Origin of the sequence: Ideonella oryzae (assembly GCF_024055665.1) — a bacterium.
GTDB classification, from domain to species: Bacteria; Pseudomonadota; Gammaproteobacteria; order Burkholderiales; family Burkholderiaceae_C; genus Ideonella; species Ideonella oryzae.
This window is the reverse complement of the sequence record NZ_JAMXMC010000010.1, coordinates 174,646-193,101: the sequence shown is the minus strand read 5'-3', so window position 1 is coordinate 193,101 and position 18,456 is coordinate 174,646. Positions and strand designations below refer to the sequence as shown.

The window sequence follows — 18,456 nt, the reverse complement described above, 5'->3', positions numbered from 1 at the left end:
ACCAGCGCACCGCCACCATCGACCCCGGCGACGGCATGACCTGGCGCGTGGGCTTCTCGCTGCTGCGCCACGTCGTCGACATCTGATCGAACTTCGTCAAGAGGGCCTTGGGGCCGCGCTTACAGAAGGCCGCCGCCTGAAACAACAGCGCCTGCGCATGAAAGCAAACGGCTCCCCGCGGGGAGCCGTTGTTCTTTAAGGGCCGGCCAGAGGCCTCGGGCGAGGCCGCTCAGAGAGCGTCAGACCGTTTCCAGCGCCTTGCGCATCTTCTTGAGCGCCGCCACCTCGATCTGGCGGATGCGCTCGGCACTGACGCCGTACTCGGCGGCCAGCTCGTGCAGGGTCATGCCGCCGCTGGCGTCGTCGTTCACCTTCAGCCAGCGCTCTTCAACGATGCGGCGGCTGCGGTCGTCCAGCTTGTCCAACGCGTGCTGGATGCCGTGGGAGCTCATCAGATCGCGGCTGCGGCCTTCCAGCACCCGGGTCGGTTCCTGGCTGTCGTCGGCCAGATAGGCGATCGGCGCGTAACTTTCCTCGCCGTCGTCGGTCTGCGGCTCCAGGGCCACGTCGCCGCCGGACAGCCGGGTCTCCATCTCGACCACTTCCTCCGGCTTGACATTCAGCTCCCGCGCCACCACATCCACCTCATCGGGCGTCAGCGTGTTGCGGAAGGTCTCATGGTCACCGGCATGGTCCTTCAGGCCCTGCTTCATCGAACGCAGGTTGAAGAAGAGCTTGCGCTGGGCCTTGGTGGTGGCCACCTTGACCATGCGCCAGTTCTTCAGGATGTACTCGTGGATCTCGGCCTTGATCCAGTGAAGCGCGTAGGACACCAAGCGCACGCCCTGGTCCGGGTCGAAGCGCTTGACCGCCTTCATCAGGCCGACATTGCCCTCCTGGATCAGGTCGCCCTGCGGCAGTCCGTAACCCAGGTACTGGCGGGAGACGGACACGACCAGCCGCAGGTGCGACAGCACCAGCCGACCGGCGGCCTGGACATCGCCATCTTGCTGCAGTTCGCGGGCAAGGCGGGATTCCTCCTCGGCCGTGAGCATGGGGATCTGGTTGACCGCCGTGATGTAGGCGTCCAGATTCCCGATGGGCGGCACCAGGGCCCACGGGTCGCGCAGAGCGAGAGCGTTGGTGGTGGTGTTCGTCATGTTCATGGTCGATGAGACCCCGGGAAGCCAGGGAAGTTCCCAAATACTAGCACTCTCGGCAGGGGAGTGCTAAGCCCGCGCCAATGCCCGCAGACCGGCCCATGCGGGAGGGGGATCAGCAGCCGATCCAATGCGTGACGGAGTTCAGGCGCCCGTTCCGGAAGCGGAAGTCCCAGCCCGTTTCCGACGATGCGCCAGGAGCCGGCGCCAAGCGCAGCGTGTGGTCGTCGACCTGGAGCTTGCCAACGCCGGTCACCGCCTTGAGCTTCTCCAGCGTCAGGTCGGCCCAGCCGCCGGGCAGCCCCTGCCATTGCACGTCTGTCGACCCGCTGGCCAGCAGCTGCCGGAGCACGGCCGTCTTGCCGTCAGTCTCGAAGACGGCGCCGCGGAAGGTGAGCAAACGGGTGCCCTCCGACTCATAGGCGCTGTCGCATTGGTAAGGGGAGGGCTCGGATTTCAAGGGGGCGCCCAGCACTTCCTTTACTTGGGTCAATGCCACGGGGGCCATGTCCAGCATCAAGCTGCCCACCTGGAACTTCAGGGGGGTTGCGGAAGCGCCGGCTTCTTTGTTACCCGGCGTGGCCGAAGCCCATGGGCAGACCTCATTGGCAAAAGCCGCCGGGTCAACCTGGGGCGACTTGTGGCGGCAGGCTTGTTCGCAGTAGCGGTCGAACGCCTCCCGGTTGAAGCCACCGGCCTTTTCCAGCGTGACCAGCCGGTCTCGCGCTGCGGCGGGCAAATACAGGGTCATCTCGGAACTGCAGGTGTCCTCGTAGGCGCAAGAAGCCAGGACTTCCTGCGCGGCTCCGCACTGGCCCGCCACGCTTGAAGCTGGGGCAACGGAAGGCGCCGGCGCCGGTGTGGATACGGCACTTGCGGGGGCCTCGGCAACCTGCGCGGACGCAGCGGACGGGGCGTCCGACTTCGGTGTGCAGGCGCTGGCAAGGAGGATCAGGGCAAATGCAGCGGGTTGCCAGGGGGGCTTGGGAATCATGGGTTCAACAGGGAGAGCGGATCGGCTCTGCAGAGCCACGCGGGCGCCTCTGATGTGCTGAAGGTCAGTCGCACCAGCGGCTCAGGCAGTCTTCGCCCTGGGTGTGGTCGCTGGCGGTGAAGTGCGCTATACCCTGGCGATTCGCGGCCAGGGTGGTGTTGTGCCAGCAGTTGGGCCCGGAAAAGTTGCACAGCGGCCGGGCTGGTTCGCTCAATGTGGCGACGAAGCCGCAGAAGCGGCGCTCGGCGGCGCGAGAAGGCCTTGCGCTGCCAACTGGTCTGGGCAATCGGCGAGGCAGACCTCTTTCATCACGAGCTCTCCGGGCCGGGGCTTGCCGCGGTGGGGCTTGGCGGTGTCGCTGAACAACACACCGGGCGCGAAGACGATCGGTCGGATGGGGTCGGAGAAACGGGCGATGAACGTCAGAACCTGTTGGTTATAGTCGCGCTGCCCATAAGTAAATCGACCGGTGATGACGAGCTTCTGAGGAAAGACGCGAACACCTGCCGGATAGGGAATGTCGTCATATTCGGCCAATGTGCCAGCTGTCATTTCTATCTTGGCCACCTCGGCAGGGGCGCAATCTTTCTGGATGTGAGGAGGCTCCTTGCTCAAATCTTTCGTTTCCGAGCAGAGGTCTGTCCGAGGCGCGTAATACAACTCACACGCCAACTTCCCATTCGGATCTGTTGAACAGCGTGGCCGATAGCTGCGATGAAACACCGCGTACCGTTCTGCATAGCGTCCGGAAGGGTCGCCAATGATGATGCTGTCATCTGACGTGATGCGCATCTCCCAGCGCACGTTGTGTTTGAAATCCAGCCAGTGGCCGTCCTGGGTGAAGACGAACAGGCTGTCGCGGATGGTGCTGGCACGGTAGGCATCGATTTCCTGGTCCAGCGAGATCATGTCGGGTTGCGTGCCCAACTCGGAATTCGCACCGCTGAGCGCTGTGCGCCGGAAGATGTAGCGCGTGGTCCAGCGCTCGATCTTGGGCAGTTCGCTGAACGTCAAAAAATCGGACTTGCGAAACCATGAGCGGTAATTGCTCATGTTGAACAATCCGTCAGCCCGGGTGGCATGGAATGCAGCGCACTCATCCTTGTCGAGCCAAAACTGCAAGGGCTCCCCACTGCGGCTCTTTCTGGGCTCGGCGTCGGGCTCGGCCTTCGGTGGCGACCTTGGATCGTCCCATCTTGTCGTACTGTATTGAACGACCTGCCGCTCTTTGGCTGCAATCATGCAGCCAATCTGATCGGCCTCGGGCTCCATCCGCGAGGCTGACTCCCAGATGCCAAACGCGTGTGCAGAGCCTGCCGCCAACAGGGCCACCAGCAAGCCCGCGCCCGCCGAAACACAAAAGCGAAGTCTCATGGTTTGCTCCCGCTGTCCGCCATGGGTGGCCGGGGTTTGTCTTCCTCCGCCAGAGGTTTCAAGCGGTTGGCCGTGAAATGCAGGTGGTTGTCGTGGAACGGGGCATTGGCCGGCAGGTTGTCAAGGTTGTAGATCGTCAGGCCAGGTGCCGCGTAGCGGTGGCTGTTGAGCGCTTTGGTGAAGCGGTCGGCCAGATCATCCACCTGGGTGTTGAGGAACTTGAAGATGCGCAGATTGTCGGTGCCGTTGTCAATGCGGCCGATGTCGATCGCATCGCCCAGCTTGTGCAGCACGCTGCCGATCATCGGGCGCCAGGTGCAGTTGATCTGCACATAGGTCACGCCGCAGTTCATGCTGCATTCCAGCAGGGCCAGGTAGGCGTAGGGGTGGGTCTTGGCAATGACTTTGCCTTTGGTCAGCCCGGTCACCTCTTGCGCGTTCTGTGCCATCGGCTCGCCCAGGCCTGTGATGCTGCCGCACAACTCCAGCGTCAACCCCAGCGGTGGAATCAGGATCTGGCCATCTCCTTGCTGCACCAGCGCGTCATACTCCCCTGGCTTGTCAAACTTCTTCCGCGTCACCGGCTGTTTGGTCTTGGGGTCGACCTGCGGCTTCTTGGTCTTTGGGTCGATCACCGGCACATCGGGGTTCGCGGGCTTGGCGTTCTCGATGCGGCCTTCGTAGATGGGCGTCAACAGCTCCACCCAGGTGCAGGCATAAGCCAGGGGTGCCAAGGTGGGCTTGCTCTCCAGCTTGGTGCCGGCCTTGGTGGCGGCTTGGCGCGTCTCATAGGCTTCACGGTAGGCTGCGGCTTTGGCTTCATCGATCACACCCCGGCCCAGGGCATAGTCGATGTGCATGGGCGTGGGCCAAGGCACGGTGATTTCCAGGCTGCCCGGCAGGATGCGCTTCACGTCATCCACCGTGAAGCTGCGGCAGAGCTTGGCCCAGGTTTCGCCGTTGAGGGTGCCTTTGAAGTCCCTGGCCTCTTGCACACCATTGTCAAATTTACCTATGTCTGGCACTTCACTGATGACCACCGTGGTGAGGCCGCTCTCCTTAGGTTTGACTTTGTAAAGAACCAACTCGCCCTTGTTGGCCTGCCAGATGTCGGGGCTGTCGGTGGCGCTGCCCAGCACCAGGCCCACTTTTTCAACGCCGTCGACATTGACCGTTTCCGTGGCCACCCGGCCGTTGTCGCCCTGCATTTTGCGGGCTGTGTTGTTCGGCACGATGGTGTTGCCGATGACCTCCATCTTCGTGGCGTCGACGATGAGGTAGGGCAACTGCTTGAGGTAGTTGGGGTAGCTGGAGCCCGAGGTTTTGCTGGTGTAGCGCTGGACGTTGTGGATTTCGAAGCGGATTTGTTGCACCCCCTCACGCACCACCATCCGCTCGCAGGTGTTGGTTGGCTTGGGGGCGCTGGTGGCTGAGGCCAGCGCCTGCAACTGCACGCGCACCAGGGGCTTGTTCGCCAAAGGCTTGGACTTGGCGCTGCCAACGATCTTGCATTCGCTGGCCTCGGGTGGCGCGATTTGGAGGGCGACCGGCACTTGGCCTACCGTGGTGATCAATTCGGTCAGGCCTTGGGCATCGGTTTTGCCTGAAATCTCCTGCACCTTCTTGTCGCCGATATTGGTCCAGCTCAACTTGTAGTCGCGCGGTTCGCTGATGGGCGCGAAGTTGGGTGCCACGAGCGCGAATTGCAAATGGTGGGGCGGTGGTGGTGGAGCCGCCTTCTTGGTTTTCTGGTTTGTCGTCGCCATAGGAAGCCGGTGTCTTATTGGGGAGTGGCTGGTACCGCCGTGAAGCTGAACAGGTTGGCAGGGTTGGGCAGCGACAGCACATAGCGCGCCACTTCGCTGTGCTCACGCAAGGCATGCACGACGAAGTGCGCGGTGCGCACCGCTTGCTCCGATTCGAAGTTGAATTCGAAAACACCTGCCACCAGCTCGTCGTGCGCATCGCGCCAAACAGCCTGACAACTCGCATACGGCGCGGTCCATGCCTGAATACTCGGCCGCACGAGTGCACTGCTGCGCTCGACCAGCACCACGTGCTGCCAGCGGGCTGCACTGCCGCTGCTGCCCATGGGCGACTGCAGGCACAAGGTGCCTGCACCATTCGGTTCCTGTGGCCCTTCCCACAGTTGGGCAAGCTCCAGATGGAGCTGGATCAGGCCTTGGCGGCCGAACGGTTGTGTGGATTCGTTCCAGTGCAAGCGCCGTCCATTGATCACGATGGCGTCGCTCGCCAATTGCACGCGCCCCCAGGCCTTGGCGAGACTCACAACGCTCAGCTGCGGGGTGTCCGGTGGGGCGTCGGGCAGTGCGCGGCGTTGGAACGCGGACGCCAGATGCTGGTCGCGCGCCACCTGTGCGTAGAAGGCGTCGTGGCTGGAAAATGACCTATCCAACTCGGTGGCGCCAGCGGCGCCTGCGAGCCCCATGTATAGCAATGCAATGAGCGCTTTCACTTGTAGGCCTTCGCACCGGTGGCCGACAGAAAGTCGGGGTTGTATTTCCAGATGATTGTGCTGGCGTAGGCGGCTGTGGATACGTACACGTGGTCGTACCGGCCGCGCTCTTTGCCATCGACTTCCTCTCCGGTCTTCTTGTTCACGACCCGCCAGTGGATGATGATGAGCCGGGTGACTTCGGCCACGCCGAAGATGTTGTGGGCGGCATCGCCGTATTTGAACCCCTTGAGCCTCTTCGGATGGTTCGCATTGGTCTTGAAGTCGAGGCCGTCCCACCAGATGCCACCGTTGGCCAGATCGGTGCCGGTGTTGCTCAAGGCAGCTTTCGCCTGCTCGACAGCCGCCTTCATGCCAGCGGACTTGGCGATGTCGTCGTCCGACGCCGCTGTGAGCTTGGCATAGCGGGCGTTGCCATCCGTCACGGCGTAGGTGTAGTTCTTGTCTTTGGAGATGAGCTGGGTGACCGTGCATCCGTCCCACATGCGAGCACGATTCGCTACGGCCCAAGCAATCGCACCGATTTCATTTGGATCGTCAGCAACGCTGGCTTCGCCATAAGCAATCGCCGCCAGCAACTTGACTTCGGCAGACAGGGTGTTTGCCATGGTGATTACGGTTTGCTGGATTGGGTGTTGGACCAAGCCACCAGTTCGAGTGCCTCGGGATGCTCGCTCAACGAGAAGCGCTGCGTCTGGCCATCCGCAAGTCCTTGCATGTCCACCAGGACCTGATCGCCCGAAAGCAGCTTGTAGGTCAAGTCTTGGATGGGCAAACCGGTGTTCCCTTCAATGAATTCGAAGTACTGCTCCAAGAGCTCATCCTCTGAAGCGTCAATAGCGTCGGCCTGGCAACACGGGGCATCTGATTCCTGCGAGTCTTGGGTGTCAACCAGTGACCACTGCTCGTCATCAATCAGGCTGACATGGATGGTCTCCATCGCATGGCCCGTGTCGATGCGCGGAATGCGACCAGCTTCATCGAGCGTCACGACCTGTGCACTGCCGTCTTCTCGCTGCACAAGCACTTTGGTGCCTGCCAGCGAGCGCTTGGCCGAACTGACAAGCTGCATCTGAATGTCGAACTCGGTGTTGGGTAAGGACCAAGTCGGCAGGCGTGCCGTCTGCCCACTCGTCCACACCTTGCTCGCCGCCTTGAACTGCACACTGCCCGGCGCCTTGAGCGTGACGCTGCCGCTCTGGATGTCGATGGCCGCACCGGCGGCGGTCAGCAGCACACTGGTAGGGGCGCCGACGAGGATGTTGGCCTGGGTGCTGGCCACGTCGATGGCTTGGCTGGCGGTGAGTTCGGCGGTGGCGGTGTTGGCGCTGGCCTGCAGGCTGCCGGTGGCGGCGTGGATGGCGATGCCGACTTCGGTGTTGGGCTTGCTGGTGCTGCTGGCCTGGCCGTAGGTGAAGAGCACGGCGCCGGCCTTGGCCACGCTGGCGTGGTGGCCCTGGGCCAGGCTCAGCAGGTCCTGGCCGGCGCTCAGGGTCATGCTGGCCTGGGTGCTGAGGATGGTCTGTGCGGGGGTGACGAGGCCCAGGCCGGCCGGAGCGGCCAGGGTGATGTCCGGGCGCTCCCAGGCGCTGATGCTGCCCCAGCCACCGTCGATGGCGATGGTGTTCTCATCACGGGTGCTGTCACCGCCTTGCCGGGTGTCGCTGGCCTGCAGGCTGCTGGTCAGCGCGGCCATGCCCTGCTCGCTGGGCAGTTGGTGGCTGCGGTCATCGGGCTTTGCGCCGGCGACCGCGGGCTCGCCCGGCAACTGGGCCAGGTGGGCCTGCGCGGTCTCGGCCAAGGTGTGCACCAAGTCCTGCGCGGTCTGCAGGGCCTGCAGCGGGTCGCGGGCCTGCAACTGCTGGCCGGCGCCGGTGCTGGGGGATTCCGCAAAGGCGGTGAGCAGCAGGCCGCTGCCACTGCGCAGGGCGCCATGGCCTTGCGTGAGCAGGTCCAGCCCGTGGCCGCGCGGGGCCAGGCGCTGGTTGTCCTGCTGTTGCAGCAGGGCGCCCAACTGCAGCTGGCTCACCAGGGTGGAGCTGCCCAGCTCGATGCGCGCCGCCTGTGGGCTGTCGTCGAACACCAGTTGTCCGAAGCCCCCCTGGCCGCTGCTGGAGCTGGCCAGTTCCTGGCTCTTGTAGCCCAGCAGCACGGCCGGGTGCTGGTGACCCTGGTGCGGGACGGCATCGGCCTGACCCGGGAACCAGGCGGGGGCTGAGCCCACGGCACCGGCGGCACCGGCGCCTTGCTGGTTGCCCTGGGCGTCTTCGCTGCCCTGGCCGTTGTAGGCCACGGCATGCACCACCGGGCGGTCGATGTCGCCGCCCAGGAAGCCCACCACCACCTCCTGGCCCACCCGGGGGATGAAGACCGCACCGTGGTTGGCACCGGCGAGGGACTGGCCCACGCGCACCCAGGTGAAGCTGGCCTCGCTGGCGGGGGCGTTCTCTCCGGTGGGGTGCATCAGCCGGTGGCTGGCATTGCCGCCGCGCTGCCAGTGGAACTGCACCTTGATGCGGGCGTCGCGGTCGGTGTGCACGGGGCCGGCGTTGCCGACGACCAGTGCGGTTTGGCTGCCGTGCACCGCAGGACGCGGGGCCAGGCGGGCATCGGGCTGGGCCAGGTGGCGGGCCGAGCGCGGGTCGAAGAGGTCGACCGTGGGTCCCGTGCGCAGTGCTGCGACGCCCAGCGTGCCCCAGCGCCCGACGCCGTCGCCTGCGGGGGCCTGGGCCATGCGCAGCGGCGTGGCGGCGGGCAGCAGCAGCAGCGCGGCTTCGTGCAGCGGGCGTTCTTGCGCCAGATCTGCGGTGTCGGCTTCTGCTGGCCCGATGGCAGCGTCCGCGGCTGCCTCCAGGGCCAGTTGGCGGTCCAGCGCGCGCAGCCGGGCCCGGGCATCGGCCGAGAAGTTGTTGCGTGCCCGGTGCTGGCAGGCCAGGATGGCGAAGCGGTCGCGGCCGTCGTCGCTGCCATCGTGCAGCGGGTGGTCCACCAGGGTGAAGGTGGTGCCGGCCTCGGCGCGGCGCCAGGGACCGTGGGCCTGGGCGCGCTGCTGCAGGGCGCCCAGGGCCTCGGCCTGCACCCGGGCCAGGCGCTGGCCCTGGTCCAGGTCTTCATAGGCATAGGCGCCGGGCACATCGGCCACGACCAGCTCAGTCAGGGGGGCGCTTTCACCGTTGCTGCCCGTGTCGGCCTGCACTGGCCGGCTGGACAGGCTGCGGTGGTCCCAGCTCTGCAGGGCCACGCGGGCGCTGCTCACGCGCTGCAGGTCGCGCCAGTGGCTCAGGCTGTCCTCGCCCAGGGTGTGGTCGCTGGCGGTGAAGCGCACCACGGACTGCCGGTTGGCGGCCAGGGCGGCGTTGTGGTCGGCCATCACCAGGGTGTGGCTGCCCAGGGTGGTGCCGTCGGCATCGCCCGTGTGCTCCCACCAGGCCACCAGGCCCTCTTCACGCATCAGGCGCAGCACGAAGTCCAGGTCGCTCTCCTGGTACTGCAGGCGCAGGCTGCGCCGCGGGTAGACGCTGCTGTCGGCCAGGTCCCAGCGCCAGGCCGGGGCCAGCGGCGTCTGATCGCCGTAGTCGCCCAGCACCTCGTCGATGATCTGCGGCACCGTCATGTCCTGGAACACGTAGCTGTCCACCCGCCGGTCCAGCAGGGCCAGCCAGGGTTCGATGACCAGGCGGTAGCGGGCCAGGCCACCATCGGAGCCCACCAGGGCCGCGGCCACCACATGGCCGTGCCAGGGGCGCAGTTCGCTGCGGCTGTCCTGGCACAGCAGTTCCAGCAGGGCGGGCTGGCCGATGAGCTGTTTGAGTTCCAGGTGGGCGTCGGTGCTCAGCGCATGCATCACCAGGCGCAGGCCGGCGCGGGTGGGCCCCAGGTCCAGGCCGGGGATGTCGTCCGACAGGCTGGGGCCTTGCTGGGGGCCGATGCCTTCCCAGACGTGGACGTCCTCGGCGAAGAGGGCATCGGTGCCCAGTGCCGTGTGCAGGCGCAGCAGGCGGCTGTCCTGCGTCAGCCCGCCCAGCAAGGACGACCAGGCCGTGCTCAGGGCCGCGTCGATCAGGGTGTCAGCGTCCATGGGGGGTGTCTCTCATGGGGCGGTCTCACTGCACCGTGTATTTGAAGTCGCCGCTCTTGGCGGCGCTCACCTTGATGCGGCGAATGGCCTCGCCCTCGGCCATGCGGGCCAGTACCTGGCCGGCAATCTCGGGCAGCAGGGTGCCATTGAGGATGTGGTCCACATTGCGGGCGCCGGTGTCCACCTCGGTGCAGCGGGCCAGCACGGCGTCCACCAGCTTGTCGTCGTAGACGAAGTCGGCCTGGTGGTGGGCGCTCACACGGGCGGCAATGCGGTCGAGCTTGAGGCGGATGATGCGGTCCAGCGCGTCGTCGCCGATGGCGTAGTAGGGGATGACCTTCATGCGGCCCAGGAAGGCGGGCTTGAAGGTCTTGTAGAGCACAGGCCGCAGGGCCTCGGCCAGGGCCTCCGGGGCGGGGTATTCGGCCGCCGGCTTGTTCATGCAGGCCTGCATGATCTGCGAGGAGCCGATGTTGCTGGTCAGGATGATCAGCGTGTTGCGGAAGTCGATCTCGCGGCCCTCGGCGTCGTCCATCACGCCCTTGTCGAAGACCTGGAAGAACATCTCCAGCACGTCCGGGTGGGCCTTCTCGACCTCGTCGAGCAGCACCACGCTGTAGGGTTGGCGCCGCACGGCCTCGGTCAGCACACCGCCTTCGCCGTAGCCCACGTAGCCGGGGGGTGAGCCCTTCAGGCCGGAGACGGAATGGGCTTCCTGGTACTCGCTCATGTTGATGGTGATGAGCTTCCTCTCGCCGCCGTAGAGCAGGTCGGCCAGGGCCAGGGCGGTTTCGGTCTTGCCCACGCCGCTGGGGCCGATGAACATGAACACGCCCTTGGGCTTGTTCGGGTCCTCCAGGTTGGCGCGGCTGGTGCGCACCCGCTGGGCGATGGCCGCGAGCGCATGGGACTGGCCGATCACCCGGGCTTCCAGCAGGGGCTGCAGGTTCAGCACGGTCTTCAGGTCGTCCTTGACCATCTTGCCCAGCGGGATGCCCGTCCAGGCGGCGACGATGGCGGCCACCACATTGCCGTCCACGTCCACCGGCACCAACGGGGCTTCACCCTGCAGCGCGTCCAGGGCGGCCAGCTTGTCGGGCAGCGGGGTGGCGGGCGGCGCCTGTTCGGTGTGGTCGCGGGCGGCGGCAGCCTCCAGGTCCTGGCGCAACTGCTGCACCTCGCCCACCAGGGCCCTCTCGGCCTCGTGGCGCTGCAGCAGGGCGTCCAGCTCGGCCTGGCCGTTGTCGCGCTGGGTGCGCAGGGCGCTCAGGCGGGCGGCATGGTCGCTGCCGCTGGCGGCCTCGCGCTGCAGCGCGCCGATCTCGGTGGCCAACCGTTCCAGGCGCTTGCGCAGCTCGTCCACCGCGGCGGGCGTGGCGGCCTGGCCCAGGGCCACCTTGGCGCAGGCGGTGTCCAGCACGCTGATGGCCTTGTCCGGCAGCTGGCGGCCGGTGATGTAGCGGGCCGACAGGCGCACGGCCTCGGTGATGGCCTCGTCGCGGATGCGCACGCCGAAGTGCTTCTCCATCAGCGGGGCCATGCCGCGCAGCATGGCCGCGGCCAGCTCCTCGCTGGGCTCTTCCACCTTGATGACCTGGAAGCGGCGGGCCAGGGCGGCGTCCTTCTCGAAGTACTTCTTGTATTCGCTCCAGGTGGTGGCGGCCACGGTGCGCAGCTCACCGCGGGCCAGGGCGGGTTTGAGCAGGTTGGCCGCGTCGTTCTGCCCGGCCTGGCCGCCGGCGCCGATCATGGTGTGGGCTTCGTCGATGAACAGGATGATCGGGTGCGGACTCTTCTTGACCTCGTCGATCACGTTCTTCAGTCGGTTCTCGAACTCGCCCTTCACGCTGGCGCCGGCCTGCAGCAGGCCCAGGTCCAGCACGTGCAGGGCCACGCCCTGCAGCGGCGGCGGCACGTCGCCCGCGGCGATGCGCAGGGCCAGGCCTTCCACCACGGCCGTCTTGCCCACGCCGGCCTCGCCGGTCAGGATGGGGTTGTTCTGGCGTCGGCGCATCAGGATGTCGATGGCCTGGCGGATCTCGGCGTCACGGCCGATCACCGGGTCGATCTTGCCGTCGCGGGCGCGTTGGGTCAGGTTGGTGGTGAACTGGTCCAGGGCCGGCGTGGCGCTGGGGCCTGCGGCGGCGGGTGACTCGGCCGCTTCACCGGCGGTGGTGCCGGTGGTCGCGGCGCTTGGGCGGGCCTCGTCCGAACCGGCGGTCACCGCGTCCAGCCGGTGCTTGAGATCGTCGGCCTTCATCTGGCCGAAGCACGGGCTGCTGCGCTGGGCCAGCTGGCTCAGCGTGGGCTCGGTCAGCAGGGCCAGTAACAGGTGGGCGCTGCGGATGCGCGGGTCCAGCGTGTCCAGCGAGGCGATCAGCCAGGCCTGCTCCAGCAGGGTCAGCAGGCGGGTGCCGAACACGGGGGTGCGGGTGTTGCCGTTGCGCAGGCGGGCCAGCTCGCGCTGCAGGTCGGCCTGCAGGGCCTCGGTGGCCACGCCCCAGCGGCGGCAGGCCACCACCAGGTCGCCGCGCGGGTTCTCCAGCAGGGCCAGCAGCAGGTGCTCGATGTCCACCTCGTGGTGGCCGTGGGACAGGGTGATCGAGGCGGCGCGCTCGGCCGCTTGGCGGCACACGGGGTCGAGCTTGGCGATCAGGGTCTTCAGATTGGTCATGGTGACGGTGGCTGCAATCGGTGGGCGTGTTCTGGGGCTCAGGCCGCGTGGATGTCGTAGGCCGCCTCGGTGCGGTCCACGGGGCTGGGCTGGGAGAGCAGGTAGGTGTTCCAGCCGAGCTGGGCCGGGGTGTCGGCATCGCCGCCCAGGCGGGCGGGTTGCACGTCGCGGGCGCGCAGGCACAGGTGGATTTCGTATTCCAGCGACAGGCCGGTGGCCAGGGTCAGCAGCTCCTGGAGGGCCACTGCGCCCGGCCCGCCGGGCAGGAAGCGGGCCTGCTGGGCGCGGCTGAGGGGCCCCAGGGTCAGGCGCACGCGCAGATCGCGCTGCCACAGGCGCTCGCCCACCAGGGCGTCCTCGCCCAGTGTGACCGCGCCCAGGCCCAGCCGGCTCTGGTTGGCGGCCTCCACCGGGAACCAGCGGCCGGCAAAGGACTGCAGCAGCACCGGCACGCCGAAGTAGTCGGCCAACAGGCGCTGCAGCTGCGGTGCGCTGACCACCCGCTGCTGCAGGGCGCCGGCGTAGTGGGCCAGGGCATCGTCGGCCACCGCGCCCTGGCCGGGCTGCAAGCGGTTGGACAGGCCGGGCAGGCCCAGGCCGGCCAGGGCCAGCAGCAGGGGGCGGAAGGCATCGCCCGGGGCGGCTTCGTGGGCCAGCGGCAGGCGGTGCTTGCGCCAGGCCGCATGCAGCAGGGAGACGGTGCGGTGCTGGAAGATGTCGAAGAAGGCGCGGGCGGCGCCGTCGCGCGCGTGGGTCTCGCGCGCCTGCACCTGCTCGGTGTAGGCCAGCGGCAGGGTGCCGGTGACGCCCAGCAGGCCGACAAAGGCTGGCGTGATCTCGATGCGCCGCGGTGCCTCGCCCTCTGCCGCGTCGGTCTTCAGGTCGGCGATCTCGCTGGGCGGGAAGGCCAGGGACAGCGAGTTGCGAAAGCGCAGCTCGGGGGCGGGCGGGGTGCCTGGGGCCGCGGGCTGGGCTTGCCAGCGTTGCAGCAGGCGCACCGCCTGGTGGAAGGCGAACGGCGAAGGGTCCTGCAGCAGCCGCTCTACCGGGGCCTGCGGGGCCAGTCGCGCCGGGCCCGTCAGCGTGGGGCCGGCGCCGAGCGTGGAGGCTTCCTCGCGCTTCATGGCCGGCCTCAGATCAGCGCCTGGTCGCCGCTGCGGCGCGGGCAGCTGACCAAGACCTCGCCGCTGCGCTGGGACACCAGCTTCAGCTGCACGAAGGTGTTGAGATGGGCGTACAGGCCGAGGAAGCGGTCCAGCACCTGGGCGAACAGGTGCAGGCCCCCGCCGACGAAGGCCTGCTCGTTGACGGTCAGGCGCACCTCGGTGCCGCGCACGAAGGTGGCGAAGGGCTTGCCGGGCAGGCAGGCCTGGGCCAGGCGGTAGTCCACCGCCACCAGGCCGTCGATGAGCCGCTCGTTGTGCGGGCTGCGTGGCAGGTCGTACAGGCGCAGCACCTCCTTGAGCCCGTCCAGCCCGCTGGCGCTGAGCGTCAGATGGTTGAGCGACAGGTGCGACACCAGCCGCCAGAGCGCGCCATGGTCGGCCTCGAAGCGCTGGGTCAGCGTGGGCCGGCGCAGCAGGCGGATCTCGCGCCAGGGGCCGCCCCCTTCGGCGAACAGGTCGCCGCCGGGTTGCCCGATGCTCATCTGGTGGGGCAGGTCGCGGTTGGTGGCCCGCACGTCGATGGACAGGGTGTCCGTCTGCGGCAGGGACGGGTTGAACTGCAGGTCCACCAGGCCGATCTCGGTCTCGTAGCCCGGGCTTTGCCCGGCCGACACCGGCTGGCGCTGGCTGTACCAGTAGCGTCCGGCGGTTTCGCCTTCGCGCAGCAGGTCGTCGTGCTGCAGCGAGTAGAAGGGCTTGAAGGTCTGGATGGATTCGCCTTCGGGGGTCTGGTGCACGCGGTAGACCTGGTCGATCGCGTAGACCTCGTGGCCGAAGGCCCGGCGACCATCCGGCAGCACCGGGTAGAGCGTTTTGTCGTGGGTGATGCGGATCGGGTCGGCCCGGGTGGCAAACAGGTTGATGACGGGAGCACAGCCGAGCACCAGGTTGCGGGCGCTCACCAGCTCCAGCAGGCGGCTTTCGTGGCTGTCGGGGCGCAGGCCGGCCAGCGCGATGTGGACGGTCAGTGTGCGGCCGGCGGCTTCGCAGGCGCTGGGCGAGAGCGGCAGGTCCACGAAGTTGAACTTGTCCGCGAAGGCGAAGTACTCGGTGAGCAGGCGGTAGGCGGGGTGCGAGCGCTGGTCGAAGTCCACCAGGGCTTCGTCCTCGGCAAAGCCCACCGGCGCCAGGCGGGCCTGACGGTCCCCCTGCCAGGGGCCGTGGGCCTGGGTCTGGTAGAGCAGGGCCACCGCCTTGTCGGACAGTGTCTCGCGCAGGGCCGTGACCAGCGAAGGATCGCCGTCCAGGTACAGGCGCAGGTGGGGCACGCCCAGGCCGGCAAAGCTGGCCTGCGGCGACAGCAGATCGAACTGCAGGGACAGCAGCGAGGTGGCGGTGGGCGGGATGACGGTGCCGGCCGGCACGGCGGCGGTGGTCTGCAGCCGGGCCTGGCTGAGGCGCACCGGCAGCACCTGGGCCGGCGCCGTGGTCTGGAAGCGGCAGGTCACGCCCCGCAGCGGCCGGCTGTGCAGGGCGGTGCCGCGCGGCAGGGTCTGGCCCTGGCTCATCTGCGCGGCCGTCGGACCCAGCTCGAAGCAGGCGATCGAACAGGCGGGGAAAGGCCGCAGGTAATGGGGGTAGAGCACCCCCAGCAGGGCTTCGGTGAACAGCGGGAAATCGTCGTCCAGCCGCTTGTGGATGCGCGCACCCAGCAGCGCGAAGGACTGGATCATCCGCTCCACATGCGGATCCTGCAGCACCTCGCCATTGACCGACAGGCGGCCGGCAATACGCGGGTAGCGCTGGGCGAATTCGTCGGCCTGGGTCCGCAGGAAGGCCAGTTCCCGTTCGTAGTGGGGCAGAAGATCCTGCACGAGCGATCTCTCTGTTGCTTGGGGGCGCTCAGTGGGCCCGCGCGTCGCGGCGGCTCACGGCGTAGTGGTTGGATCCGGGCTGCAGCATGGCGTCGAAGGCCACCGATTCGGTACAAGGGTCCAGGCGCAGCCGGGCGCGGATGGAGAAGCACAGGCCGACGCCGACCTGTGTGCTTTTCTTCACCTGAACCTCGACCTGGGTCAGCCGGGGTTCATGCACCTGCAGGGCCCGGCGGATGGCCTCGGTGATGCGCAGGCGGTCACGGTCGCTGGCCACGTTCAGCGCGCTCAGGTCGGTGAGCCCGTAGGTCAGCAGCGAGCGGGCAGCCAGCGGATGCTCCGGCATGGCCGCGGCCTCAATGCCGGGGCGGGCGTTGAGCAGGGTCTCCAGGTCGCGGGCCACCGAATCGGTGATCTGCTGCACGGTCCAGCGCGGGCTGGTGGCCAGCGTGGTCTCGCCTTCGGGCAGCGGCTGACGGGTGGACGTGGCACGCGTGGTCTGGTCCAGATCGGCGCCGAGCAGCTTGTCCATCAGCGAAGGGCTGAAGAGGTCCATGGCAGGCAGGGAAGAACGGAGGGATGGGGGAGAGCGAAAAGGGCGGCCCTGGGGCCGCCCGTGCACAGTGGGAAGACATCCGGCACGCGGATGTCTCCCGGCCGTGGCCGCAGGGATCAGACCGCGACGTTCTTGCGCAGGTCCCAGCCCGCCACGCCGGTGGAGGTGGTCGAGCCGTCCGGGCGGTGCTGCTTGTATTCCCAGGTGATCTTTCCGTACTTCAGGCCGAAGGTCTCAGCCGGCAGTTCGCCTTCCGAGATCACGGTCTGCACGGAGGAGACCACCACGTCTTCCAGCACGATCTTGTAGTAGTCCACGCGCGACTGCGAGGTCGAGGTGGCGCTCTTGCCGCCGTAGGCGCGGTAGAAGGTGATGGTGACCTTGGGGTACACCGTACCGGCCGAGCAGGCACGGTTCAGCTTGGACGTGGCCTTGTCGATGTCCTTGGTGAAGACCATTTCGCCGTGCTCGGTGCGCTCGGCGGTGTGACCGCCGGCGGACGAGGCGCTGGACGACTTGGGTTGGCGCACGTAGTGCTGGAACGAGGAGACCTCGATTTCCTTGATGTGCTTCTGGTCGGTACTGTCGCCTTCCAGTTCGCTGGCGCCTTCGAACTTGACGTAGATATCCTTCATGGTTCTTTTCACTCCTTGTGATGACAGCGGTTGTGTTTAGCCCTTCTGGGACTGCGGCAGCTCGGCGACGAGACGAAGGGACACGGAAAGCTCGTCGAGCTGGAAATGCGGCCGGATGAACGACACGGCGCGATAGGTGCCGGGGCGGCCCGGCACCTCGGAAACCTGGATGCTGGCCTCGCGCAGCGGGTAGGTGGCCTTGGTTTCCTGGGTGGCGTTGTCGTCCTCCACCACGTACTGGCGGATCCAGCGGCTGAGGAATTCCTCGATGTTGGCCGCGGAGGCGAAGCTGCCCACCTTGTCGCGCATCATGGCCTTCAGGTAGTGGGCGATGCGGCAGACGCTGAACATGTACTGCAACTGGGCCGAGAGCACCGCATTGGCGTTGGCGGCATCGCTGTCGTACTTCTTGGCGCGCTGGGCCGACTGGGTGCCGAAGAAGGCGGCGTAGTCGGTGTTCTTGCAGTGCACCAGGGGGATGAAGCCGAGGTCGCTGAGCTCCTTCTCACGCCGGTCGGTGATGGCGATTTCGGTCGGGCACTTCAGGGCCACCTCGCCCTCGTCGGTCTTGAAGGTGTGGGTCGGCAGGTCCTCGACCAGGCCACCGCCTTCGACGCCACGGATGGCGGCGCACCAGCCGTAGTTCTCGAAGGCCGCCGTCAGGCGCGCGCCCATGGCGTAGGCGGCGTTGACCCACAGGTACTTGCCGTGGTCGGAGCCATCGACGTCTTCGACGAAGTTGAAGCCTTCGGTGGCGGTGCCGTCCTTGGGGTTGAAGGGCAGTCGGCCGAGGAAACGTGGCACGGTCAGGCCCACGTAGCGCGAGTCTTCGGAATCACGGAAGGAGCGCCACTTGGCGTAATCGACCGTGTCGAAGACCTTGGCCAGATCGCGCGGCTTGCCCAGGTCGGTGTAGGTCTCCAGGCCGAAGAGCTCGGGCGACGCGGCCGAGATGAAGGGCGCGTGGGCCGCGGCGGCCACGTGCGACATCTGCTCGATGAAGTACATGTCTTCGGGCTGGCGCGAGACCTCGAAGTCGCCGATCAGCGTGCCGAAGGGCGCACCGCCGAAGGTGCCGAACTCTTCCTCGTAGACCTTCTTGAACAGCGCGCTCTGGTCGAAGTCGATCGCGGTCTTGAAGTCCTTGATCAGCTCTTTCTTGGTGGCGTTGAAGACCTGGATCTTCATGCCGGCGCTGGTGGAGGTGTGGCGGCACAGGTAGTGCAGGCCGGTCCATGTCGATTCCAGCTTCTGGAAGGCCGGGTGGTGCATGATCTCGCTGAGCTGGGCGGAGATCAGGGCATCGAGTTCGGCCACGCGGGCATCCAGCGTCACGCTGAGGTTGTCCGACACCGTGACGGTACCGGCCATCACCTCGCGCACGAGTTCGGAAATGATGTCCCTGGCACGGGCGTGTTCGACGTCCGAGCGGGCCACCTTGCTTTGCGCGACGATCTGGTCGAGCAGCGGGCTGGCTTCGGCGGTGGCCGCACCGGCTGCGGCGGCGCTGAGGAGGGCTTCGCTCATGG

Annotated in this window: 13 protein-coding genes; all 13 read right to left on the bottom strand. The window is 67.1% G+C overall.

Annotated elements, in window-relative coordinates; genetic code table 11:
• Positions 1-239 precede the first annotated feature (239 nt).
• A complete protein-coding gene (rpoH, locus tag M0L44_RS17730; RefSeq protein ID WP_252771180.1) occupies positions 240-1,166 on the bottom strand; it encodes an RNA polymerase sigma factor RpoH in 927 nt (308 codons plus the stop codon).
• A 109-nt stretch (positions 1,167-1,275) separates the two neighbouring features.
• Complete coding sequence (locus M0L44_RS17725; RefSeq protein WP_252771179.1) at positions 1,276-1,911, bottom strand: hypothetical protein; 636 nt, start codon at positions 1,909-1,911, stop codon at positions 1,276-1,278.
• A 453-nt stretch (positions 1,912-2,364) separates the two neighbouring features.
• The gene (locus tag M0L44_RS17720) at positions 2,365-3,528 is read right to left on the bottom strand and encodes a hypothetical protein (protein WP_252771178.1); all 1,164 of its coding nucleotides are present in this window, start codon (positions 3,526-3,528) and stop codon (positions 2,365-2,367) included.
• Positions 3,525-5,294: a hypothetical protein gene (locus M0L44_RS17715; protein WP_252771177.1), complete on the bottom strand. Its 1,770-nt coding sequence runs from the start codon at positions 5,292-5,294 to the stop codon at positions 3,525-3,527. Before M0L44_RS17715 ends, M0L44_RS17720 begins: the two co-directional genes overlap by 4 nt.
• Positions 5,295-5,308: 14 nt before the next feature.
• Complete coding sequence (locus tag M0L44_RS17710) at positions 5,309-6,004, bottom strand: hypothetical protein (RefSeq protein WP_252771175.1); 696 nt, start codon at positions 6,002-6,004, stop codon at positions 5,309-5,311.
• A complete protein-coding gene (locus M0L44_RS17705; RefSeq protein WP_252771173.1) occupies positions 6,001-6,612 on the bottom strand; it encodes a hypothetical protein in 612 nt (203 codons plus the stop codon). Before M0L44_RS17705 ends, M0L44_RS17710 begins: the two co-directional genes overlap by 4 nt.
• 5 nt (positions 6,613-6,617) lie before the next feature.
• The gene (locus M0L44_RS17700) at positions 6,618-10,082 is read right to left on the bottom strand and encodes a type VI secretion system Vgr family protein (RefSeq protein WP_252771172.1); all 3,465 of its coding nucleotides are present in this window, start codon (positions 10,080-10,082) and stop codon (positions 6,618-6,620) included.
• Between the two features lie 25 nt (positions 10,083-10,107).
• Positions 10,108-12,756 (bottom strand): type VI secretion system ATPase TssH, encoded by a 2,649-nt coding sequence (tssH, locus tag M0L44_RS17695; RefSeq protein WP_252771170.1) that lies wholly within the window; start codon positions 12,754-12,756, stop codon positions 10,108-10,110.
• A gap of 38 nt (positions 12,757-12,794) precedes the next feature.
• Positions 12,795-13,880, bottom strand: coding sequence for a type VI secretion system baseplate subunit TssG (gene tssG, locus M0L44_RS17690; protein ID WP_252771168.1), 1,086 nt, complete (start codon positions 13,878-13,880; stop codon positions 12,795-12,797).
• Between the two features lie 8 nt (positions 13,881-13,888).
• The gene (tssF, locus tag M0L44_RS17685) at positions 13,889-15,736 is read right to left on the bottom strand and encodes a type VI secretion system baseplate subunit TssF (RefSeq protein ID WP_252771167.1); all 1,848 of its coding nucleotides are present in this window, start codon (positions 15,734-15,736) and stop codon (positions 13,889-13,891) included.
• Between the two features lie 28 nt (positions 15,737-15,764).
• Positions 15,765-16,292 carry a type VI secretion system baseplate subunit TssE gene (tssE, locus tag M0L44_RS17680; RefSeq protein ID WP_252771165.1) on the bottom strand — a complete coding sequence of 176 codons (528 nt, stop codon included), beginning with the start codon at positions 16,290-16,292 and terminating at the stop codon, positions 15,765-15,767.
• A 116-nt stretch (positions 16,293-16,408) separates the two neighbouring features.
• A complete protein-coding gene (locus tag M0L44_RS17675; RefSeq protein WP_252771164.1) occupies positions 16,409-16,927 on the bottom strand; it encodes an Hcp family type VI secretion system effector in 519 nt (172 codons plus the stop codon).
• Between the two features lie 36 nt (positions 16,928-16,963).
• Positions 16,964-18,454, bottom strand: coding sequence for a type VI secretion system contractile sheath large subunit (gene tssC, locus M0L44_RS17670; RefSeq protein WP_252771162.1), 1,491 nt, complete (start codon positions 18,452-18,454; stop codon positions 16,964-16,966).
• Positions 18,455-18,456 lie beyond the last annotated feature (2 nt).